At 68.5% G+C, this 20,669-nt stretch carries 20 protein-coding genes and 1 tRNA gene; 11 read left to right on the top strand and 10 right to left on the bottom strand.

Annotation, left to right across the window (positions count from 1 at the left end; genetic code table 11):
- The first annotated feature begins 5 nt into the window (after positions 1-5).
- Entirely contained in the window at positions 6-746 is a 741-nt protein-coding gene (locus ACFVVM_RS19430; protein WP_387619911.1) for a class I SAM-dependent methyltransferase, read from the top strand.
- 108 nt (positions 747-854) lie between these two features.
- On the opposite strand, the gene ACFVVM_RS19425 is transcribed toward ACFVVM_RS19430, so the two are convergent.
- On the bottom strand, positions 855-1,109 hold the full coding sequence (locus ACFVVM_RS19425; RefSeq protein WP_387619909.1) for a hypothetical protein: 255 nt from the start codon (positions 1,107-1,109) through the stop codon (positions 855-857).
- Between the two features lie 165 nt (positions 1,110-1,274).
- Here ACFVVM_RS19425 and putP point away from each other — a divergent pair, with 165 nt between their 5' ends.
- Entirely contained in the window at positions 1,275-2,828 is a 1,554-nt protein-coding gene (putP, locus tag ACFVVM_RS19420; protein WP_387619906.1) for a sodium/proline symporter PutP, read from the top strand.
- A 941-nt stretch (positions 2,829-3,769) separates the two neighbouring features.
- Here the strand turns inward: putP and ACFVVM_RS19415 are convergent.
- The 5 genes from ACFVVM_RS19415 to ACFVVM_RS19395 all read right to left on the bottom strand — a co-directional run bounded on the left by ACFVVM_RS19415 (position 3,770) and on the right by ACFVVM_RS19395 (position 9,691).
- Positions 3,770-3,842, bottom strand: a tRNA-Ala gene (locus tag ACFVVM_RS19415).
- 168 nt (positions 3,843-4,010) lie between these two features.
- On the bottom strand, positions 4,011-4,748 hold the full coding sequence (locus ACFVVM_RS19410; RefSeq protein WP_387619904.1) for a DsbA family protein: 738 nt from the start codon (positions 4,746-4,748) through the stop codon (positions 4,011-4,013).
- A 74-nt stretch (positions 4,749-4,822) separates the two neighbouring features.
- Positions 4,823-6,151 carry an MFS transporter gene (locus tag ACFVVM_RS19405; RefSeq protein WP_387619901.1) on the bottom strand — a complete coding sequence of 443 codons (1,329 nt, stop codon included), beginning with the start codon at positions 6,149-6,151 and terminating at the stop codon, positions 4,823-4,825.
- Positions 6,148-7,785 (bottom strand): phosphoglucomutase (alpha-D-glucose-1,6-bisphosphate-dependent), encoded by a 1,638-nt coding sequence (gene pgm, locus ACFVVM_RS19400; RefSeq protein WP_387619899.1) that lies wholly within the window; start codon positions 7,783-7,785, stop codon positions 6,148-6,150. Before pgm ends, ACFVVM_RS19405 begins: the two co-directional genes overlap by 4 nt.
- Before the next feature lie 403 nt (positions 7,786-8,188).
- On the bottom strand, positions 8,189-9,691 hold the full coding sequence (locus tag ACFVVM_RS19395; protein ID WP_387619897.1) for an MFS transporter: 1,503 nt from the start codon (positions 9,689-9,691) through the stop codon (positions 8,189-8,191).
- A gap of 131 nt (positions 9,692-9,822) precedes the next feature.
- Here ACFVVM_RS19395 and ACFVVM_RS19390 point away from each other — a divergent pair, with 131 nt between their 5' ends.
- The 4 genes from ACFVVM_RS19390 to ACFVVM_RS19375 all read left to right on the top strand — a co-directional run bounded on the left by ACFVVM_RS19390 (position 9,823) and on the right by ACFVVM_RS19375 (position 12,854).
- Positions 9,823-10,500 (top strand): TetR/AcrR family transcriptional regulator, encoded by a 678-nt coding sequence (locus ACFVVM_RS19390; protein ID WP_387619894.1) that lies wholly within the window; start codon positions 9,823-9,825, stop codon positions 10,498-10,500.
- 58 nt (positions 10,501-10,558) lie between these two features.
- On the top strand, positions 10,559-11,860 hold the full coding sequence (locus ACFVVM_RS19385; RefSeq protein WP_387619892.1) for a D-arabinono-1,4-lactone oxidase: 1,302 nt from the start codon (positions 10,559-10,561) through the stop codon (positions 11,858-11,860).
- A gap of 131 nt (positions 11,861-11,991) precedes the next feature.
- Positions 11,992-12,405 carry an arsenate reductase ArsC gene (locus ACFVVM_RS19380; RefSeq protein ID WP_387619889.1) on the top strand — a complete coding sequence of 138 codons (414 nt, stop codon included), beginning with the start codon at positions 11,992-11,994 and terminating at the stop codon, positions 12,403-12,405.
- Positions 12,406-12,455: 50 nt separating this feature from the next.
- The gene (locus tag ACFVVM_RS19375) at positions 12,456-12,854 is read left to right on the top strand and encodes a VOC family protein (RefSeq protein ID WP_387619886.1); all 399 of its coding nucleotides are present in this window, start codon (positions 12,456-12,458) and stop codon (positions 12,852-12,854) included.
- On the opposite strand, the gene ACFVVM_RS19370 is transcribed toward ACFVVM_RS19375, so the two are convergent.
- Together ACFVVM_RS19370 and ACFVVM_RS19365 are read right to left on the bottom strand one after the other, a co-directional pair.
- Positions 12,830-13,318 carry an NUDIX hydrolase gene (locus ACFVVM_RS19370; protein ID WP_387619883.1) on the bottom strand — a complete coding sequence of 163 codons (489 nt, stop codon included), beginning with the start codon at positions 13,316-13,318 and terminating at the stop codon, positions 12,830-12,832. The genes ACFVVM_RS19375 and ACFVVM_RS19370 overlap by 25 nt on opposite strands.
- 125 nt (positions 13,319-13,443) lie before the next feature.
- Positions 13,444-14,133, bottom strand: coding sequence for a DUF6597 domain-containing transcriptional factor (locus ACFVVM_RS19365; RefSeq protein WP_387619881.1), 690 nt, complete (start codon positions 14,131-14,133; stop codon positions 13,444-13,446).
- A gap of 126 nt (positions 14,134-14,259) precedes the next feature.
- Here ACFVVM_RS19365 and ACFVVM_RS19360 point away from each other — a divergent pair, with 126 nt between their 5' ends.
- From ACFVVM_RS19360 to ACFVVM_RS19350, 3 genes are all read left to right on the top strand, one after another.
- Positions 14,260-14,718, top strand: coding sequence for a DUF4442 domain-containing protein (locus ACFVVM_RS19360; RefSeq protein WP_387619878.1), 459 nt, complete (start codon positions 14,260-14,262; stop codon positions 14,716-14,718).
- A 21-nt stretch (positions 14,719-14,739) separates the two neighbouring features.
- On the top strand, positions 14,740-15,084 hold the full coding sequence (locus ACFVVM_RS19355; RefSeq protein ID WP_387619875.1) for a YnfA family protein: 345 nt from the start codon (positions 14,740-14,742) through the stop codon (positions 15,082-15,084).
- Positions 15,085-15,158: 74 nt separating this feature from the next.
- Positions 15,159-16,022: a DUF1266 domain-containing protein gene (locus tag ACFVVM_RS19350; protein WP_387619872.1), complete on the top strand. Its 864-nt coding sequence runs from the start codon at positions 15,159-15,161 to the stop codon at positions 16,020-16,022.
- Here ACFVVM_RS19350 and ACFVVM_RS19345 read toward each other — a convergent pair.
- Entirely contained in the window at positions 16,000-16,887 is an 888-nt protein-coding gene (locus tag ACFVVM_RS19345; RefSeq protein ID WP_387619869.1) for a hypothetical protein, read from the bottom strand. The two genes, ACFVVM_RS19350 and ACFVVM_RS19345, sit on opposite strands and share 23 nt — an antisense overlap.
- Positions 16,888-16,973: 86 nt before the next feature.
- Positions 16,974-18,215: a reverse transcriptase family protein gene (locus ACFVVM_RS19340; RefSeq protein WP_387619866.1), complete on the bottom strand. Its 1,242-nt coding sequence runs from the start codon at positions 18,213-18,215 to the stop codon at positions 16,974-16,976.
- A 363-nt stretch (positions 18,216-18,578) separates the two neighbouring features.
- Between ACFVVM_RS19340 and ACFVVM_RS19335 the strand changes: the two genes are divergently transcribed.
- Together ACFVVM_RS19335 and ACFVVM_RS19330 are read left to right on the top strand one after the other, a co-directional pair.
- Positions 18,579-18,791 carry a DUF5302 domain-containing protein gene (locus ACFVVM_RS19335; RefSeq protein ID WP_387619864.1) on the top strand — a complete coding sequence of 71 codons (213 nt, stop codon included), beginning with the start codon at positions 18,579-18,581 and terminating at the stop codon, positions 18,789-18,791.
- A gap of 94 nt (positions 18,792-18,885) precedes the next feature.
- Complete coding sequence (locus tag ACFVVM_RS19330; protein WP_387619861.1) at positions 18,886-20,610, top strand: TerD family protein; 1,725 nt, start codon at positions 18,886-18,888, stop codon at positions 20,608-20,610.
- Positions 20,611-20,669: the final 59 nt, after the last annotated feature.

Raw genomic sequence — 20,669 nt, 5'->3', positions numbered from 1 at the left:
GTGTCATGGACTGGGAACAGTGGCAGCACAGTTGGGATCGTCAGCAGGAGTGGTACATGCCGGACCGGGAGGAGCGGATCCGGGTGATGCTCGACCTGGTGGAAGCGGCGGCCGGACCATCGCCCAGGGTCCTGGATCTGGCCTGCGGACCCGCCACCATCAGCCGACGGTTGTTCGCCCGACTGCCCGCGGCCACCTCGGTCGGTATCGATCGGGACCCCGCACTGCTGCGGATCGCCGAGCGATCATTCGACGGTGATGTCCGCATCACCTTCGCCACCGCCGACCTCAACACCGCCGACTGGTCGGCGATCTTCGCCGACGAACCCTTCGACGCGATCCTCACCGCGACCGCCACGCACTGGATGACAGCGACAGCACTGGCCCGCCTCTACCGCGACCTAGTCAAACTGCTGCGCCCCGGCGGAATCTTCCTCAACGCCGACCACATGCCCGACCCGGCCAACCCGCTGCTCAACGCCCTCGACGACAAGGTCCAGCAAGCACACCGGAAACTGGCGAGCGAGAACGGCGCACTGGACTGGGACCACTGGTGGACGACCGCCGCCGCGGACCCCCAACTCGCCGAGGACGTCGCGGCCAGTCGTGAGATCCTGCGCGAACACACCACCGGCCAGGAACACCCGGCGGACTGGCACCTCACCCGCCTGCGCGAAGCGGGCTTCCTCGAAGCCGGAGTCGTCTGGCGCTCGGTCACCGACGCCGTCGTCGCCGCCATCCGCTGAGCGTCGCACGGACAAGTGACTGCCGAGGTGGCCGCGACGCATCGGCACCTGACCTAGCTGTACTGCCCAGGCAGGTTGGTCAACCGGGCCTTCGGGAGGTAGCCGGGTTCAAGAACGGGTCGGCCGAAGATGGAAGCGCTCGTGATTGTGGAAGCGGCTGTGGTCATGAATGCAACTGTGGTCGGTGACGCGCAACCCGTTGTGCACGCGCGTCTTCTCATCGATGCAGAAGCCGTCATCCCGAGTCGGCGGCACCTGGGCACTCGCCGTCACCGCACCGGGCGCCCCGATCGCCGCGGCGATCAGCGCTACAACCAGGGTGCGGCGTACCGGCGCGGCAGTCGCGAAAATTGTTCGCCTCATCGGGTTTCCTTCCGTCGCAGGAGATCTCACACCGTTCTATCAGCGCACGCAGCATGGCGACACCCGCCGATTCCAGGGGCAACTCGACGGCACCCGGAATTTCCGTTTCGCAGCTCGGCCGACTTCGGCTGGATACGGTTTCACCACCCCCGCCGAAGGATCATGATGTCTGATCAGAGTCTGCAGATCATCGCGCTCGTGGTGTATTTCGCCGTGATGATCTCCATCGGTTTCTACGCCTACCGCAAGACGGTCGACCACGAGGGATACATGCTGGCGGGACGTCAGCTTCCGCCGTGGACAGCGGCGTTGAGCGCGGGCGCCTCGGACATGTCGGGCTGGTTGATGATGGGCCTGCCCGGCGCGATCTACGCGGCCGGACTCATCGAAGCGTGGATCGCGATCGGCCTCACCATCGGCGCCTACCTGAACTGGCGGTTCGTCGCGCCACGCCTGCGCGCCTACACCGAGGTCGCGCAGAACTCGATCACGATCCCGAGCTTCTTCGAGAACCGTCTGCACGACGGCTCCCGGGCCCTGCGCGTGGTCTCGGGCGTGATCGTCCTGGTGTTCTTCACGTTCTACGTCTCGTCGATGATGGTCGCCGGCGGTGAGTTCTTCCGGCTCGCCTTCGACACCCCGTATCTCACGGGCATGCTGATCGTCGCGGCCGTGACCCTGGTCTACACGCTGATCGGCGGCTTCCTCGGCGCATCGCTGACCGACGTGGTGCAGGGCACGATGATGTTGCTCGCGCTGCTCATCGTGCCGATCATCGCGATGTTCGCGATCGGGGGGCTCGGCGACACCGCCGAGGCGATCCGCGAAGTCGACCCGAGCCGGCTGTCCCTGCTGGCCGGTGGCTCACTCACCGCGGCCACCCTCGTCGGCATCATCTCGGCCGCCGCGTGGGGCCTCGGCTATTTCGGGCAGCCGCACATCATCGTCCGATTCATGGCGATGCGCAGCGCGGCCTCGGCCGGACCGGCGCGGCGGATCGGCATGACCTGGATGATCCTGTCGCTGCTCGGCGCGGTCGCCTGCGGCCTGGTGGGTATCGGATACTTCCACCGCACCGGCAACGACCTGGGCAATCCCGAACACGTCGTGCTGGCGCTGTCGCAGCTCCTGCTGCATCCGCTGATCGTCGGCTTCGTGTTCGCGGCCGTGCTGGCGGCGATCATGAGCACGGTGTCGAGCCAGCTGATCGTCAGCTCGTCGGCCTTCGTCGAGGATCTCTACAAGGTCTTCGGCCGCGAGACCTCCGAACGCGGCCTGCTGATGCTGGGACGGTTGTGCGTCCTCGTCGTCGCGGTGATCGCGGGCCTGCTCGCCATCACCCCGAGCGGAACGATCCTCGAGCTCGTCGCCTTCGCCTGGGCAGGCTTCGGCGCCTCCTTCGGTCCGGCCATCCTGCTGTGCCTGTTCTGGCGCAAGCTCTCCAACTGGGGCGCGCTGGCCGGCATGATCGCCGGTGCCGTGACGGTCGTGCTCTGGTCCGAGTTCGGCCCGGACATCTACGGCGTCAGCCTGTACGAAATCGTTCCGGGCTTCATCGTGAACGTCGTCGTGTCGGTCGTCGTGAGCCTGCTGACCTACACCCCGAACGCGGAGATGTCGCGCGAGTTCGACCGTGCGGTGGAATTGGCCGGGGCGAAGAAAGACGCCACCGCCGATGCCGGCCCATCGAGTCCACCGCACGCCGGAATCAACGCTTGACGGCCTGCACAGCCATCCTGCGCGGGTCGCTTTTCGTCTGTCACGGTTCAGGTGTCCACACCGGGTGGGCGCGATCGCGGCCCCGCGTCCACGCATTTCAGCTGGCCACCCTCCGACCCGAATACCCAGCGGTCGAGCATCGGATCACAGTCCTTCCCGGCTGCGGGCGTCGTCGGACGCGGTGCGGCCGTGCTCGGCGCAACGGTGGTCGATTCGGTGGCAGCGGGCGGTGTGATCCGCAACGCGACCTGATCCAGTCCAGATCGGTCCCGATTCGTCCGGCAGAGTCGTATTCCTCGAAATGGGGAACGAGCGCGCCGGGTTTCGCAGCAAACTCTTCCTACCGAAAGGTGCAGCGTGGCTTATATAAAATTACTGCCAGAGGTACAGTGTTTTGCTACATGGAAATGCCAAGGAGCGGTCTGCGATAATATAAATCCAGAATCTCTCGGAATATCCGCACAGCTGACCAACGACTTGAACCAGTGGGCGGAGGAATGGGATTCCACATATGACCTTGCGAACGATCCAGGGAATCCAAGTTTTGAATCCGCCGAAGATGAGGAGCGGTTTTGGAAGACAGGGAGCGCTCTGGCAGACCGCCTTCGGACCGAAATTGGCGACCACTGGCCAATTGAATACTCGCCACCATTTTGAAATGGTGCCGCATCTGGCGGCACCAGGGCGACCGAGTGAAGCAGCCTCGACCGGATCGAGGCAGGCAGCTGTCAATCGTCGTACTGCAACCTGGATCGTGTTGACGACCTCGTCACCGAGCGCCGGGCTGCACGCCATCCAGGCCGGGAGCCTCGCCCTGAGGCGCGGCCACGGGCCTGAGACGGCCGCTGGCGTGGCGAGGAGCGTGCTGGAGCAACAGCTGCCAGAAACGACGATCGCCACCCCGAAGGGTGGCGATCGTCTGCGTCATAGGTTACTTCCAGTGGAGCTAAGGGGACTCGAACCCCTGACCCCCACACTGCCAGTGTGGTGCGCTACCAGCTGCGCCATAGCCCCGTGTTTTGTTGTTTCAGCGGCTCTCGCTGCTGCCTGAATGAAGTTACACCATGCTTCTCGGAGACAACAAATCGGCTGGTAGGCGGGGTTAAAGCGGAGTTGAGGGGGTGTGGGGAGGGAGGGACTTGTGAGGGCGGAGGGGTGGGTGGGTGTGCAACCTCACAGGGGTCAGGGGGCGAGGTCGACCACCCAGTTCTGGTTGGTCCAGTCGATCTTGGTTTCACCGTCGTAGATGGCGGGGGTGGCGGCCTTGTTGTCGGTGCGGGCGTCGAGTTCGGCCAGGGCGGTCGCGGCGGCGGCGCGGGCGGGGTCGAGCTGGGCGCTGTCGGCGATGCAGGTGGCGACGGATTCGGGGGCGCCGGATTCGGTGGCGAGGGTGGCCAGGGCGGGGTTGCTCAGGTCGTCGCTACCCTCGTCGGGCTGGCGGGTGGTGAACAGGGCCTCGTGGAACTTGCCGAAGGTCGGACCGGAGCCGGTCTGGGCGACGCACAGGTTCGCGGCGATCGCGCGGGTGGAGTAGTCCTCGCTCTTGGACTGGGGGTCGAGGAACGCGACGTAGTGGTAGTTCACCGCCAGCTTACCCTCGTCGATCTTCTGGGCGAGTTCCTGGCCGTAGCTGGTCTCCATGGTGCCGCACGCGGGGCACAGCGGGTCTTCGAAGATCTCGATGGTCTTCGCGGCGTCGGGCCGGCCGAGCCGAATGACGCCTTCGGGCGAGACCGAGACCTCGACGGTGGCCTCGCGCACGGGCCCGTAGCCGTCGTTGCGGATGCCGGGCGGCTCCGCGCTCCACTTGAAGGCGGCGAACACGATCAGCCCGATCAGGACCACCGCCACCGCGGCCAGCGCGTAGGTGGTGTTGCTGGAGACGGGACGTGGTTGGTGCGGGGAACCGGTGCTGCTCACCCGTCCACTTTGCCTCGAGCCGGGACCGGGCTGCCGACGGACCCGCCGACAACGATGCTGACCAGCGGATTCTCTCAGCGCGACGGGTCGTTGTCGGCAGGTCGTTGCGCCGGGACGAGCCCGGTGCGCACCACCGGGACGCCATCGCTGCCGTCGCAGGTGCACTGCGGGTCGATGCCGTCGCCCGCGTGATCGGGGTGCTGCGGATCCTCGGGATGCACGATCCGCGAGGGTTCCGGGGTGAACAGCCAGGCCACCGCCGTGACGGCGAGCAGCCCGCCGGTGACGGCCATGCCGACGCCGAAGGAGGTGTACTCGGCGATCCAGCCGATCGCGATCGGGCCGAGCACGGTGCCGAGGTCGGCCGACATCTGGAACGCGGCGAGCACGGGCCCGCCGCGCGCCCGCGTCCCGATCACATCGGCCAGCGCCGCCTGCTGCGCGGGACTGAACATGCCGGAGCCGAGACCGGCGACGAACGAGGCGAGCAGGAACCACGGCAGCGACGGCGCGAAGCCGAGCACACCGGTCCCCACCGCGCAGATGGCCGAGCCGAGGATGAGGAACGGTTTGCGACCGAACCGGTCCGAGAGCCGGCCCGAGGCGAACAGCACCACCGCGTTGCCCGCGGCGAACACCGTCAACGCGATACCCGCCATCCCCGGTTCCTGGTCGAGGATCTCCACCACCAGCAGCGGGACGAACGCCATCCGGACGCCGAACACCGCGACACCGCCCGCGAAACTCGACAGCAGGATCGCCCGGTAGGCGGGTTCGGCCAGGCCCTGCCGGAAGGTGAACGCGGGCGCGCCCGCCTTTTCCTCGGCCGACAGGATCGGCGAGTCACGCAGACCGAGGAACACGATCACGCACACCAGCAGCAGCGCGACCATGTAGATGACGAACGGCGCGCGCAGACCGAGCCCGGCCAGCCCACCACCGACCAGCGGACCCAGCAGCGAGCCGAGCAGGAAGCTCGTCGAATAGACGCCCGAGACGCGACCGCGCGCCGCGGGCGGGGACACCCGGATGATCAGCGCCATCGACGACACCGTGAACATGGTCGACCCGATGCCGCCGAGCGAACGCAGCACCAGCAGTTGCCAATACGTCTGGGCCAGCGCGCACGCACCCGTCGACAGCGCGACGATCACGATGCCCGCCAGGTAGACCCGCCGCTCCCCCAGCATCTGCACCAGCCGCCCGCTGGCCGGCGCGAACAGCAGGCGCATCAGCGCGAAGGCACTGACGATCGCCGAGGCGGCCGCGATGCCGACGCCGAACTCGCGCGCGTACTGCGGCAGGACCGGAGCGACCAGACCGAAGCCGAGCGCGATCACGAACGCCGCCGCGATCAGTACCCAGATCTCGCCGGGTAGCCGGACTTTGGTGCCGGAGCTCACTCGCCCAGCGCCTGGTTCACCATCTCCTCGGCGGCGGCCTGCACCTGGGTCAGGTGCTCGGGACCGAGGAACGATTCGGCGTAGATCTTGTACTTGTCCTCGGTGCCCGACGGCCGCGCGGCGAACCAGGCGTTCTCGGTGGTCACCTTCAATCCGCCCAGTGGCGCGCCGTTGCCGCGCGCGGTGGTGAGGATGCCGGTGATCTCCTCGCCCGCGATCTCGGTGCCGGTGACGGCGTCGGGGCTCAAGCGGGCGAGCTTGGCCTTCTGTTCGCTGCTCGCGGCCGCGTCGATGCGCGCGTAGGCGGGGCTGCCGTACTGGCGTTCGAGCTCGCCGTACCGGGCCGAGGGGGTCTGCCCGGTGACAGCGGCGATCTCGGCGGCGAGCAGGGCCAGCAGGATGCCGTCCTTGTCGGTGGTCCAGACGGTGCCGTCCATCCGCAGGAAGGACGCGCCCGCGCTCTCCTCACCGCCGAAAGCGAGGCTGCCGCTGAACAATCCGGGCACGAACCACTTGAACCCGACCGGCACCTCGTGCACATCGCGCCCGAGCACGCCGACCACCCGGTCCACCATCGAGGAGGTGACCACGGTCTTGCCGATCTTGGTGAGCGCGTCCCACCACATCCGGTTGGCGACCAGGTATTCGATCGCCACGGCCAGGAAGTGGTTGGGATTCATCAGGCCACCGTCGGGGGTGACGATGCCGTGCCGGTCGGCGTCGGCGTCGTTGCCGGTGGAGATGTCGTAGTCGTCCTTGATGCCGACCAACGCGGCCATGGCGTGCCGGGAGGACGGGTCCATCCGGATCTGGCCGTCGCTGTCGAGGGTCATGAAACGCCAGGTCGGATCGACGAAGGGGTTGACCACCTCGAGTTCGAGATCGAAGCGCTGCCCGATCTCCTCCCAGTAGTCCACGCTGGCCCCGCCCATCGGGTCGGCGCCCATCCGGATCCCGGCGCCGCGAATCGCGTCCAGGTTCAACGCGTTCGGCAGATCGGCGACATAGTGGTCGAGGTAGTCGTAGCGCTCGACGTGGGTGCTCATCGCCTGCGCGAGCGAGACCCGCTTGACCTCGGCCAGGCCGCCGCGCAGCAGTTCGTTGGCGCGCGCGGCGATGGCGTCGGTGGCCTTGGAATCGGCCGGACCGCCGTGCGGGGGGTTGTATTTGAAGCCGCCGTCGCGCGGCGGATTGTGCGAGGGGGTGACCACGATGCCGTCGGCCTGATGCTTGGTGCCGCCCCGATTGTGGCGCAGTACAGCGTGACTCAGCGCGGGCGTCGGGGTGTAGCGGCCGCGGGCGTCGATCACCGCGGTGATGTCGTTGCCCGCGAGCACCTCGAGCGCGGTGGTCCAGGCCGGTTCGGACAGGGCGTGGGTGTCGCGCGCCAGGTAGACCGGACCGGTGATCCCGCGGGTGGCACGGTATTCGACGATCGCCTGGGTGATCGCCATGATGTGGGCCTCGTTGAACGCGCCGTCCTCGCTGGACCCGCGATGACCGGAGGTGCCGAAGACCACCTGCTGGCTCGGCTCGGCCGGATCGGGGACGCGGCTGTAGTACGCGGTGACCAGGTGGGCGATGTCCACCAGGTCGGTCGGGCGGGCAGGCCGTCCGGCGCGATCGTGGGCCATGGTGGGGGTTCCCTTCCGTGTCGGCTGCGCGCGGCTGGTCATGAGGATCATGCGCACAACCACTGGGTCGGGGGACCGAGCAACGCCGAACCGACAATGCTAACGGCTGGCGACCGCCATGGCAGCCGGTCCCGAACCGGCGCCGCGCCGCCTCCCGGTGCGGGAGCTCGCATCTCGACCATCGGATGGCCCCCTTCCGTCGTCGGATTCACGTACTCGCCCCGTCCGCCGAGCACCGACGGCCGAGAAGGCCACCGCCGTACCCGTCGCACCGGTGCCGGTCAGTCTACGAAGCTCGCGGCGCCGATCCGATGGTGGTCGTTGCTCATGGTATCGAGCCGCACCGACACGACAACGGCCCGGACCGATGAGCGTGGGTCCGGGCCGTTGTCGTGTCAGTGGATCAGTGCGCGAGCACCGGTTCCCCCTCGGCGGGCGCGGGCACCGTGTTCGGCATCAGCACGCCGATCACGATCGCACCGAGCACGAAGGCCGCACTCGCCCACCAGAAGCTGGTGACGTAGCTCTCGATCGCGCCCTGCGCCATGGTGAGTGGGCCCGCCTCGTGCGAGGACACGTAATCGGCCATGGCCGAGGCCGCGATCGTGCTCAGCAGCGCGGTGCCGATGGAACCGCCGACCTGCTGGCTGGTGTTGACCATCGCCGAGGCCACGCCGGCATCCTCGTGCTGCACACCGGCCGTCGCGCCCTGGAACGCGGTGGCCATCGCGCCACCGAGACCGAGGCCGAGCAGGATCAGCGCGGGCAGGATGTGGGTGACGTAGGCGGTGTCGAGGCCGATCTGGGTCAGCCACACCATGCCCGCCGCGGCGACCAGGAAGCCACCGCTGATGACCACCTTCGGACCGACCCGCGGCAGCACCAGCGAAGGCACGGTCGTCGAGGACGCGATCATGCCCGCGACCATCGGCAGGAACGCCACGCCGGTCATGATCGGCGAGTAGCCCAGCGTCAGCTGCATGTAGTAGGTGAGGAACAGGAAGATCGCGAACATCCCGATGCCCATGACGAACACCGTGAGGTAGGCGCCACCGCGGGTGCGGTCGGCGACGATGCGCAGTGGCAGCAGCGGATGCGCGACCCGGGTCTCGAGCCAGACGAACGCGGCCAGCAGCACGGTGCCGCCGATCAGGAAGGCCAGGGTGGTCGGATCGCTCCAGCCGTGCGATTCGGCGTGGGAGAAGCCGTAGACGATGCCGAACAGCGCGGCGGTGACGGCGATGGTGCCGGGCCAGTCCAGCTTGGGCCGCGAGCTCGCGGTGTGCTTGGCCAGCAGCAGCACGGCGCCGACCAGCGCGATGGCGGCGAAGATCAGGTTGACGTACATCGCCCAGCGCCACGACGCCCATTCGGTGAGCACGCCACCGAGCAGCAGGCCGATCGCGCCACCGGTACCGGCGACGGCGCCGAAGATGCCGAAGGCCTTGGCGCGTTCCTTGGGTTCGGTGAAGGTGACCGTGAGCAGCGACAGCGCGGCGGGCGCGAGCAGCGCGCCGAACACGCCCTGACCCACCCGGGCCGCGACGAGCATCTCGAAGCTGGTGGCCGCACCGCCGACGGCGGAGGCGACCGCGAAGCCGACCAGGCCGACGATGAAGGTGTTGCGGCGACCGAACAGGTCGCTGAGCCTGCCGCCGAGCAGCAGCAGGCTGCCGAAGGCCAGCGCGTATCCGGTGATCACCCACTGCCGGTCAGCGTCGGCGAAGCCCAGGTCCGCCTGGGCGGCGGGCAGCGCGATGTTCACGATCGTCGCGTCGAGCACGACCATCAGCTGGGCGATGCCGAGCACGGCAAGCACCCACCAGCGCAGGGCGTGCGAGCCGCGGCGGCCGGTATCGGGGCCGTTCGCGGGGCTCGGTGCACCCTTTTCGAGTGTGGTGGTCATAACTCCCCTTGTCAGTGATCGGTGGGTTGCCCTGGTGGCATAATTGGAGATACCGCCTCCGCTTCAACCGAAGCTACCAGAGTAACGGAGAAACCACCTCCACTTAATCCTCGAATTGATAGGATGTAGTTGTGAATCACGCCACGACGACTGCCGCTCCACCTCGCCGCCTGCGCGCCGACGCCGTGCGCAACCAGCAGCGCATCGTCGCGGCCGCCCGCGAACTCTTCGCCGATCACGGACTCGAGATCACCCTCGACGACGTCGCCGAGCGCGCGGGTGTCGGCGTCGGCACGGTCTACCGCCGCTTCGCCAACAAGAAGGAACTCATCTCCGAGGTCTTCGAACAGCACATGGTCGACTTCGCCGATCTGGCCGACGAGGCCATGCACAATCCGGACCCGTGGCTCGCCCTCGTCGAGTTCTTCGAGGACGCCTGCCGCCACCTGGCCACCAACCGGGGCTTCAGCGAGGTGATGCTCGAGCTGGAGGAGGACCCGGCCCGCTTCGCCGAACTGCGCGACCGGATCCGCCCGTCGGTCAACGCGATCGTCGACCGTGCGCGCGAGGCGGGCGCGGTCCATCCCGATGTCACCGCCACCGATTTCTTCGCGCTGATCCACATGGTCAACGCCTTCGCCGAATTCGCCGGTCCGGTGAATTCGGAAGTCTGGCAACGGTATATGGCCATCACCCTGAACGGCGTGCGCACCGATGCCGTTCCGCGCAGGCCACTGCTGGTCGATCCGCTCACCGATCACGAGGTCGAGCAGGCCAAGGCCGCGAGCTGCCTCGGCCGTCGCCGCTGAGCGACAGCGCACCCCTCGCAGTAGCGCGCGTCACAGTCCATCCTCTAGTGTTGGACACATGACCAAGAGCACCTGGGTGAACTGGGCAGGCGAGCAGCGCTGCACACCCGCCGTCGTCGCCACGCCGCGTGACGTCGAAGAACTGGCCGAGACCGTCACCTCCGCCGCCGACGCGGGCCGGACCGTGCGCGTCGCGGGGTCGGGCCACTCCTTCACCGACGCGGTGCTCACCGACGGCACGCTCGTCGACCTGAGCAGGCTCAACAAGGTGCTCGACGTCGACGCGAGCACCGGGCGGGTCCGCGTGGAAGCCGGGCTCACCCTGCACGCGGCCAACCCACTGCTGCATCAGCACGGCCTCGCCTTCCCCAACCTGGGCGACATCGACGTCCAGAGCCTCGCGGGCGCCACCGCCACCGCCACCCACGGCACCGGCGCGAAGTTGCCCAACATCTCCGCCGCCCTGCACGCGGTGGAGGTCATGCGGGCCGACGGCACCACGGTCGAACTCGACGCGACGACCGATCCGGACGGCTGGCGGGCGGCGCGGGTGAGCGTGGGCGCGCTCGGCATCGTCACCGCGGCGACCCTGCAACTGGAGCCCTCGTTCGTGCTGGAGAACGTCGAGCGGCCGGTGCCGGTCGAGGAGGTCCTCGCCGACCTCGACGAATACATCGACGGCAACGACCATTTCGAGTTCTTCGCCTTCGCGCACAGCAAACTCGCGATGACCAAGGCGCTCAACCGGACCGACGCGCCGGAACAGCCGCGCGGCGCGGTCAGCGAGTGGCTCAACGACATTCTGCTCTCGAACCACCTCTACGGCGGAATGTGCAAGCTGGGCAAGCGAATTCCGGCGACCATCCCCTACATCCACCGCTTCGCCTCGCTCGTGGGCAGCAACAATCGCCAGGTCGACCGCTCCTACCGGGTCTTCGCCACCCCGCGCCTGGTGAAGTTCAACGAGATGGAATACGCCATCCCGCGCGAGCACGCCGTCACCGCGATCCGCGAGATCCTGGAGCTGAGCAGGCGATTCGACACCCTGATGCCGATCGAGGTGCGCTGGGTCGCGCCCGACGACGCCTTCCTCTCCCCCGCAGGCGGCCGGGCGACCTGCTACATCGCCGTGCACCAGTACGAGGGCATGGTGTGGGAACCGTATCTGCGTGCCTGCGAAGCGGTTTTCGACCGCTACGACGGCAGGCCGCACTGGGGCAAGCACCACTTCCAGACCGCGGCAACGCTGCGTCCCCGCTATCCCGAGTGGGACCGGTTCACCGAGGTCCGGCGGCGATTCGACCCCACCGGGGTGTTCGCCAACGACTACGTGCGCCGGGTGCTCGGTCCGCTCGGCTGACGCGGACACCGCCGGACAACCGGGTCGCCGGTCCTCGCCCACCACCGCACCGCGCGCCCGCACTGATGGAATGATGGTCGGTGATAACCGAAGCGCCACAAGCACTTCGCCCCTGCACCGAAAGGGCGACCATGGCCCACACCCCCAGCGTGCTGTTCGTCTGTGTCCACGATGCGGGCCGATCACAGATGGCGGCGGGATTCCTGCGCGCGCTGGCCGGTGACCGCATCGAGGTGCGCACCGGCGGCAGCGAACCGGCGAGCGAACTCAATCCCGCCGCGGTCGCGGTGATGGCCGAGATCGATATCGACATCTCCGGTGCGCGGCCGACCCCGCTGGCCCACGACGCCGTCGGCCTCTCCGATGTGGTGGTCACCATGGGCTGCGGTGAGGTGTGTCCGTACTTCCCCGGGATCAGCTACCGCGACTGGGTGCTCGCCGACCCGGCCGGACAGCCCATCGAGGTGGTGCGCAGTATTCGCGATCACCTGCGGATCCTGGTCGGCAACCTGATCGCGGAACTGGTGCCGGTACCGGCACGCTGATGTCCGATTCGTTCAAGACGACCCCGCGGCCGCGTCCCTAGGCTGCGGGTATGACTCCACAGCTCGATGTCGTCTCGATCATCGTCTCCGACATGGCGGCCTCGCTCGCCTTCTACCGCAAGCTGGGACTGGTGTTCCCGGACGGCGCGGAATCCGAAGGGCACGCCGAGGCACCGCTCGGTGGTGGCCTGCGCCTGGCGCTGGACACCGAGCAGACCATCGCCTCCTTCGTCGCGGACTGGCAGCCCCCGACCGGCCCCGGCCGGAGCAGCATCGCGTTCCGCTGCGCCGATCCGGCCGAGGTCGACAAGGTCTACGCCGAACTGGTCGAGGCGGGCCACCACGGTGAACTGGCGCCGTGGGACGCCTTCTGGGGCCAGCGCTACGCCTCGCTCGCCGACCCCGACGGGCACGGGATCGACCTCTACGCGCCGTTGCCCAGCGAATAGGCCGACCAGGCGTGCGGTTCGCGCAGCCGCCGCTCGTAGCGGCCGAGGATCTCGCGGACCTCGTCGCTGACCGGGAGTTCCCCGGTCAGCCGCGTCCAGAGGTGGGCGTCGTGCTCGGTCAGCGTCACCGGGCCGGTCGCGGCGACCTCGGCGACGAAGGTGAACTGCCGGGTGCGGGCGCCGCTGCTGGACAGGTAGTCGAAGTCGCCCAGGTAGTCGCTGACCTCGGTGACCCGCAGGCCGGTCTCCTCGGCGATCTCGCGGGTCAGCGCGTCGTCGAGGGCCTCGCCCGGCTCCACGACCCCGCTCGGCAGTTCCCACCGGCCACCCAGGAAATCCGATCGTCGACGGCGGAGGATGAGCACCCGGTGATGGCGGACGACGACGGCGCCGACGACAAGTCGACGGACTTCGTCTCGTTCGGCTTCGATACGGAGGTTTGAGTACACGGATTCGTCGATCATCGGGGTCACATCCTCTCGTCGGTGTTCCGGACTGGCCTTGTACAAGCGACGGGGCGTGCCCACTGAGCATAACTTTCCCCGGTGCGGTTTCCGAACGGGACTTTCCGGGCGCCGAGCACGGGTGATCAGCCCGTCCGCAGGGCGCCGACCGTGCATCCGGCCAGGTCACGCACCTCCCTGGACAGGTGCGCCTGATCGGCGAAGCCGGTGGACACCGCCGTCTCCACCGCCGATGTTCCGGCCCGGATGCGGGCCAGGGCGCGCTGGAACCGCAGAACACGGGCCAACATCTTGGGGCCGTAGCCGAAGGCCGACAGTGAGCGCCGGTGCAGCATCCGCGCGGACAGGCCCGTGTGGGCCGCGGTGTCGGCGACCGATCCGCCCGCGGCGAGCAGATCGACGACGGCGGTGAGCGCGGGATCGGGCGCCTTCGCCGCGGCCGCGAGCTCCACGGCGATCGCCTCGAGTGCCGCAACGCGGTCGGGCGCGTTGTCGACGCGGTCGACGAGCGCGCGGGCCCTGCGGTCGGTGAACACCTCGGCCAACTCGACCCGCTGATCGAGCAGTTCGACGGCGGGAATCCCGAGCAGTGCCGGTGCGGTGCCGGGCGCGAATCGGATGCCGACGTACTCGCTCGCCCCGGCCGCCGGGGCGTGGAAGGTACGCGAATCCGGTCCGGCGACCATCAGCGCACCCTCGGTCCAGATCAGGTCCATACAGCCGTCCGGATACACCGGGACCGGGCCGGGCCGCGCGGACACGCTCCACACCACGGCGCGGTCGAGCCGTGCCGCGCGCTCCCGGTAGTCGGTCATGTCACGACGGTAGACCCGGCCACCGACAGATCCCGATCCCGTCCGTGGCCGCTGCCGCGCCATTACCCTGGGGCACCGGGACAGCGGCGTCCAGCCGGGTCTGTCCTGTTCGGGAAAGGACGGGCAATGTCGGCAGAGGATTCCCTGGTCGAGACCATCAACGGCGCCATCGAACTCACCGTTCCGGCCGCCGCGAAAATGGGTGTTCGCGCGGTCGAGGCGCGGCGCGGTTTCGCGGCGACCACGGTGCCGAACGAGGGCAACGGCAACCACTTCGGCGCGATCTACGCGGGCGTGCAGTTCACCGTCGCCGAGGTGCTGGGTGGGGCGATCACGGCGAGCAGTTTCGACACCACCGCGTTCTATCCGCTGGTGAAGTCGTTCGACATCTCGTTCAAGGCGATGGCGCGCAGCGATCTGCGGGCCGAGGCCACCCTCGACGAGGCCGAGATCGCGCGGGTCGGCGCCGAGGCTGCCGAGCGCGGGAAGTCCGATTTCGTGTTGGAAGCGGTGGTCACCGATGCCGCGGGCACGGTCGTGGCGACCTCGCGCGGGGTGTATCAGTTGCGCGCGATCGGGCGCTGACTCCTCGCCTATGGTCTGCTCATGACCGTGTTGCGTTCCGTGTTGTTGTTCGTCCTGGCCGCTGTCGCCGAAATCGGTGGCGCCTGGCTGATCTGGCAGGGCGTGCGCGAGCACCGGGGTGTGGCGTGGATCGGGGCGGGCGTGGTGGCGCTGGGCCTGTACGGGTTCGTCGCCACCCTGCAGCCCGATGCGAATTTCGGGCGGATCCTGGCCGCCTACGGCGGGGTGTTCGTCGCGGGTTCGCTGCTGTGGGGCATGGCGCTGGACGGGTTCCGCCCGGATCGCTGGGATGTGATCGGGGCGCTGGTGTGCCTGGTCGGGGTCGGGATCATCATGTACGCGCCACGCGCGTTCGGCCAGGCCTGACGCCGCACGGCGACAGCCGATTCCGTAAGATCTGGCGGCACGACACTTCGGCTCGGCGGGAGGGGTGGGGCTCGATGCAACCGGCAGGATCAGTGCGCGGCGGACGACCGCGCGTCGCGGGGTTCCCCGGCCCCGACATCGACGCCGAACCCGATCTGTGGTGCGGCGCGCCGATCGACGACGACCGGATCAGGGCACTGGCCGTCGGCGCGTACTACGGCCGCAGCTGGGGCGCGCACTGCGATGGCATCGCCTTCCTGCCCGAGGAGGCCGACAGCACCTCGACCCGGCGCGAGACCGCGATCGAGGGCCTGCACGAATCGTGGGGCGTCGACAATGCCGAGGACGCGCGCGACACCATCCGCAGGCTGCTCGCCGGCATGCACGCGCCGCTGTTCGAACTCGTCCACCCGCTCGCCGTCGCCGCCGCGACCGACACCGGGCGCGTCGACCGGACCGGCGTGGCCGACGAACACCGCGAATTCCTGCACACCCTCTCGGGTTTCCGCGGTTACCGCGGTCCCGCCGGCATCGACCGCGACTACGACGCCTGGTTGCAGGCCATCAAACTCGGCATCACCGACAGCCTGCCGACCCCGCTGCAAACCGACGCCACCGCCTGGGATCTGGCCCGCCTGGTCTTCATCGCCAGGGCCGCCCGCACGGCCGAGTACCTCACCGAGGACGAGGCGTGGGAGCACATGCTGACCGGCCTGGACCGGGCGCGCCAGCACTACCGCAACTGGCGCCAGTTCGGCGACGGATTCCTCACCGGCGCCATCTTCTGGGCGGCCACCCAGGACCTGTCGGCCGCCAAGGAGCAGATCGCCCAGCGCCGACGGATGATCGCGGGCCTGCACCTGCGTCCGTCGAGCCCGTGGCGCCGGGTGGCGCTGCATCCGGGGGCGCCGGTGTTCAGCCCGGCATCGCCAGCATGATGCCGACCGCCTGACGCCGGAACGGGTCGTCGGCGACCATCCCCAGCTTGCGGCGCTCCACCAGCAGCTGCCATTCGCCGAACAGATCGGCCGAGGACGGCAGCGACTGCGCGATCGCCCCGTCGGCGTGCTCGATCTCGCAGGCCAGGCCGATCGCCTCGACCACGCGGGCGAAGTCGGCGGGCTCCCAGTCCAGGAAATCCAGCTCGGTGCCCGCGCCCGAGATCCGCAGTGTCACCACCTCACCCGGCGTGGTGCGCACCTCGGCCCCGGTCAGGACCGCGACCGGGAACTCGTAGACGGCCCACGCCGAGACGAACAACAGCCGCAGCGTGGTGATCGCGACCAGCCCCGGCGCGCCCTCGTGTCCGGCCTGGGCCAGCTCGAGCACGTATTCGTCCGGGCGGGCGCAACCGTGCAGAATGTCGATCTCGCGAAGGGAGTTGCCCGCGTAACGCATTCGGCCCGCCGCGGCCGATACATCGGGACGCTGCGGGCCGTTCGGACCGGGAACCGGGCGGGGCGGAACCAGACTCGGACGCGGCGGGAACACGCGACGCAGACTGATCAGGTCGCGTTCGACCGCTCTGATCAGCACTTGCGCCTGCTCGCGCAGCCCCGTCTCGAGGAACACCGGGACCGGATGACGGTCGGTGGGCGCGCCGTTCACGGCGAACTGCGCCGACCGGAAGAACAGCAGCATCGCCAGCTGGTCCTCGTCGGTGGTGGCGAGCGCGATCCTGGCCAGCTCGGCCACCGAGATGTCGAGCGCCGCCTCGTTGTCGGCGCGTAGCGGTGTCGTCACCAACCGGCCGTCGCCATACCGCACGGCCACCCGCGCACCCCACACTTCGATCACAGCCACGTCCCTCCTGGCCAGCCCCACCTGCGAGATCCTACCGAGACCTCGTGCGCACTCCACGACGCGGCGTCGTTTCGGCGGGGCGGGACTCAGCTGGTCCAGTCGACGCCGTCGGCCATGGCGAGCAGTTTGTCGCGGCGGTGCGGGCTGGTCTCGCCGATCCAGGAGATCAGGCCGTGGACGTGGGCACGGAAGTCGTTGTGCCCGTTCAGGTTCTGTGCGGTGGCGCCGGTGCGCAGGCAGTTGTGCAGCAGGGCGCGGACCGCGTCGTAGCGGTCGCGGGGTGCGGCGGGGTGCTCGTTGACGACGAGACCGGCCAGGACCTGGCGCTGGTGGGCGCGGCGGACGCGGGTCTTGGCCGGGTGCACCGTGAAGCCCTCGTCCTCGGCGATGCGGGTCACCGTCCAGACCAGCTGGGCGGTGTTCGGGGTGCCGGACAGGGCGAGGTCGTCGGCGTAGCGGGTGTAGGTGAGGCCGTGGCGGTTCGCGTAGCCGGTCAGGCGGCGGTCGAGGCCGCGGGCGACGAGGTTGGCCAGGCGCGGGGAGGTCGGGGCGCCCTGGGGCAGGTGCGGGACGGCGAGGAGGGTGCGCTGGGTGTGGTCGAGGCCGCGCAGTTCGGCGACCGGGGACGCGGTGGTGCACAGTTCGGCGAGCACGCGGGCCACCGCCGGGGAGTAGCCGCAGGCGGTGAACACCGCGCGGACCCTGGCCAGGCCGATCGTCGGGAAGAAGTCGCGCAGATCCATCCGGACCACGATCGGCGCACCGGCGTGTGGTGCGCCGAATGTCGCCGCGCTGCGTCCCTTTTCGAAGCCGTGGCAGGCGGGATCGGCGGGAATGCCCGCGAGAATCTTGTGCAGGATGCGGCGCTGGATCTCGCGCAACCGCACCTTCGGCGCCTCGACCAATCTGGTGCCATTGGCCTTCGGCAGCCGCCGATACCGGTAGTGCGACAACGGTTGCGTCGAGCGGCGCAGCCAGCCGCCGCGATCGGCGAACCACTCGAGCTCGCTCGGGGTGACATTCAGCAACACGGCCAGCGCGGCCAGATCCGGAATCTCCACCGCCCCGAACCGCATCCGCACCTCCGGCGGATCGAGCGGGACGACCGTCGTCGGCAGCTTCGGCAGATCGGCCAGCAGCCGCCGCAGGGTGTCCACGGGATCAACCGGTTCGACGGGCATCAGATCGATCACGCGACGCGCGATCTCCTCCGCCAACCCCGGCTCGACCACCTCACCGAACGCCTCGGCCAACATCGCCTGCGCCCACTCGTCATCGAGCAACTCGAACGACCGAGCCAACTCCGCGGCCACTTCGGCCGAGATCATCCGGCTCATGAAGATGCGACAGCGATGGAACGACCAGAATCCTTCGTCCACGGTGCCCCGAGGCACGCGAAGCGTGCGCCCGCGCTCCGGACGCTGAGCCCAACCGACAAGAAGCCCCCAGGGGTTACCCCTGAGATGGGTCCTACAAACCCGCTCTCGCTCCACCACTGCCGCACCGGGATACCTTGCCACACCCCCACCCCAACCCACATACCGACCGGTCCAATTCCTTCTCCCCGAGCCCTCGCGAACTCCACCAGCCATCACGACGCCACCCGACATCGCACGCCCCTGAACCTCACGCGAGCCGGTACTTGCCCGACGGTGGATTCGAAGTGGGCCCGGAGGTGGCAGGCTGTGGGTATGGCCGATGAACAGGAAGTCACCTCCGCGCAGTCCGGTGGCGAAGTGAACGAGTCGCCGGAAGAAGCGACGAAGCGGAAGTTCCGCGAGGCGCTCGAGCGCAAGAACGGGAACGCCGCGGTGGGCGGGGCGGCGCAGAACGCCGCCAAGGTCCGTGGAACGCAGTCCGCGGCAGGTGGCAAGCGCACCTTCCGCCGCCGTGCGGGCGGCTGAGCTTCACGGGAAGCCACGCACGGAAAGGCCCCTCACCGGGATTCCGGTGAGGGGCCTTGCTGTAGCGAGGGAGCTACGGCACCGGTTCGGTCCGATGACGAATCAGCTTGTCCGGCAGGACATGACACGCGGAACACGTAACAGAAACGGACGCCGAAGCGGTGTGCACGCCGTGAAGCTCTCTCGAGGTCAAAACGCTGCGGTCACCGCGCCCACAGTGACAGCAATACTCACATGGGGATCCCAGCAAGAAGTCGACCCACAGGCGCTTCTACTCGCCGACACCGGAAAGATCCGGACCAACGACGACTTCGTGTTCTACAACGCGGCCGATCATCCTTCTGGCGCAGTCTCATTGACCGAGTCCTCGCCCGGCCGCGCAGTGCTCACGGTCGCTCTCACCACCGTCGAAACCGCCGTGTCCCGCATCGTGATTTCCGGGTCCACCGACCAGGGATCCTTCCGCGACATCTCCGGACTCGCGCTGACCATCCGCGATGAAAGCAACAACACACTGATCTCGTTCGACGTCGACCAGCCCGATGCCGTGTCAGCGATGGTGCTCGGTGAGTTCTATCGGCGAAACGGCGCGTGGAAGTTCCGGTCGGTCGGCCAGGGTTGGATCAGCGGTCTCCGTGGACTTGCCGAGGAATTCGGTGTCGAGGTCGATGATCCGCCCAGCGCCGCTCCACCACCCGCCGGGTCGCCTGTTCCCGCTCCCAGTACCGCCCCGGCTCAGGCGCAGACGGAGCCGGGGTGGTATCCGGATCTGACGGGTTCCGGGCAGTTGCGCTGGTGGAACGGCGCGGCTTGGAGTGGCGACACACGACAGCTGTTTCCACCCGATCCGGCTGTGTGCGAGCGCTGTGGCCGAGAACGGCGGATCCCGCGTTTCGGCAGCTCGCCACCCTGCCGCTGGTGTGAATCAGAGGTCAACACCTTCATGGAGACGTGGCGGTCCCAAGCATGGCAAGTGCTGATGGCCTCCGGTCCCCGTGGCAGCGGCTGGGACGAGCTCTGGATCGCCCTCCGCTTCCAGCGGATCAACGAAGCCAGCGGCCGAGAAGCCTTGCGGCCACTGGCCATCGCGTACCTGGAGCGCGTTGTCACCTTCGCGTTCGCCGATGACGAGATCGAAGCGGGTGAGCTGAGCGACTTCGAACGTGCGGTCGACGATCTGCAGGCGACAGTGGACCTTGGCCTCGCCCGCCAACGTGTCGACGAACTTCGCCGGCGCATGCTCCGCGGCCGATCGTTGACCCAGGTACGCGGCGGCGAACTGCCTCGTATACAACGACCGGACCTGCACTTGGACGCAGGCGAGGCGCTGTACATCGATGTCAACGCGACGCAGATCAAGTACCTGGCCAGCGGACCCCGGCACAGCAGTGGCAGATTGATCGGCAGCAGCAGCAAGCTCCGATTCATCGGTTCGGGCGCGGGCACCGAGCTGCCCTGGGCGAAGATCGTCTCGATCGCGAGCGAGTACGGCAACGTCATCATCTCCGCGACCACCGCTCGGGGCGGAGGAACCTACCGTGTCCCGGATCCCGAGTACGTCGCCGCCGTGCTGGAGGGCGCACTTCGCATCGCGAAACGACTGGTACTCGCTCCCGGGCAACGCGACTCCCGCTCGATTCCACCAGATGTGAAGTCCGAAGTGTGGCAACGAGACGGCGGCCGATGCTGCCAATGCGGCGACGCCCACTACCTCGAGTTCGATCACGTCATCCCGTTGAGCCGCGGCGGCGCGACGAGCGTCGGAAACCTCCAGATCCTCTGCCGCAAGTGCAACCTCGAAAAGGGGGCACGCATCTGAGCACCCGGCGGTCATCGCAGACACAGCGTCTCTGGGTGGACCGCTCGAGCAGCGGCCGG

The sequence above is a fragment of the Nocardia sp. NPDC058176 genome (assembly GCF_042883805.1).
Taxonomy (GTDB): Bacteria; Actinomycetota; Actinomycetes; order Mycobacteriales; family Mycobacteriaceae; genus Nocardia.
The sequence above is the reverse complement of the archived record's forward strand: the minus strand, read 5'-3'. Positions and strand labels throughout refer to the sequence as shown.

Bases quoted from the DNA above. Each gene is read 5' to 3' on its own strand.
- ACFVVM_RS19425 (WP_387619909.1), bottom strand. From the start codon at position 1,109: ATGAGGCGAACAATTTTCGCGACTGCCGCGCCGGTACGCCGCACCCTG.
- ACFVVM_RS19335 (WP_387619864.1), top strand. From the start codon at position 18,579: ATGGCCGATGAACAGGAAGTCACCTCCGCGCAGTCCGGTGGCGAAGTG.
- ACFVVM_RS19370 (WP_387619883.1), bottom strand. From the start codon at position 13,318: ATGATCGACGAATCCGTGTACTCAAACCTCCGTATCGAAGCCGAACGA.
- ACFVVM_RS19360 (WP_387619878.1), top strand. From the start codon at position 14,260: ATGTCGGCAGAGGATTCCCTGGTCGAGACCATCAACGGCGCCATCGAA.
- ACFVVM_RS19350 (WP_387619872.1), top strand. From the start codon at position 15,159: ATGCAACCGGCAGGATCAGTGCGCGGCGGACGACCGCGCGTCGCGGGG.
- ACFVVM_RS19375 (WP_387619886.1), top strand. From the start codon at position 12,456: ATGACTCCACAGCTCGATGTCGTCTCGATCATCGTCTCCGACATGGCG.
- ACFVVM_RS19380 (WP_387619889.1), top strand. From the start codon at position 11,992: ATGGCCCACACCCCCAGCGTGCTGTTCGTCTGTGTCCACGATGCGGGC.
- ACFVVM_RS19355 (WP_387619875.1), top strand. From the start codon at position 14,740: ATGACCGTGTTGCGTTCCGTGTTGTTGTTCGTCCTGGCCGCTGTCGCC.
- pgm (WP_387619899.1), bottom strand. From the start codon at position 7,785: ATGGCCCACGATCGCGCCGGACGGCCTGCCCGCCCGACCGACCTGGTG.
- ACFVVM_RS19365 (WP_387619881.1), bottom strand. From the start codon at position 14,133: ATGACCGACTACCGGGAGCGCGCGGCACGGCTCGACCGCGCCGTGGTG.
- putP (WP_387619906.1), top strand. From the start codon at position 1,275: ATGTCTGATCAGAGTCTGCAGATCATCGCGCTCGTGGTGTATTTCGCC.
- ACFVVM_RS19340 (WP_387619866.1), bottom strand. From the start codon at position 18,215: ATGATCTCGGCCGAAGTGGCCGCGGAGTTGGCTCGGTCGTTCGAGTTG.
- ACFVVM_RS19430 (WP_387619911.1), top strand. From the start codon at position 6: ATGGACTGGGAACAGTGGCAGCACAGTTGGGATCGTCAGCAGGAGTGG.
- ACFVVM_RS19395 (WP_387619897.1), bottom strand. From the start codon at position 9,691: ATGACCACCACACTCGAAAAGGGTGCACCGAGCCCCGCGAACGGCCCC.
- ACFVVM_RS19330 (WP_387619861.1), top strand. From the start codon at position 18,886: ATGACGAATCAGCTTGTCCGGCAGGACATGACACGCGGAACACGTAAC.
- ACFVVM_RS19385 (WP_387619892.1), top strand. From the start codon at position 10,559: ATGACCAAGAGCACCTGGGTGAACTGGGCAGGCGAGCAGCGCTGCACA.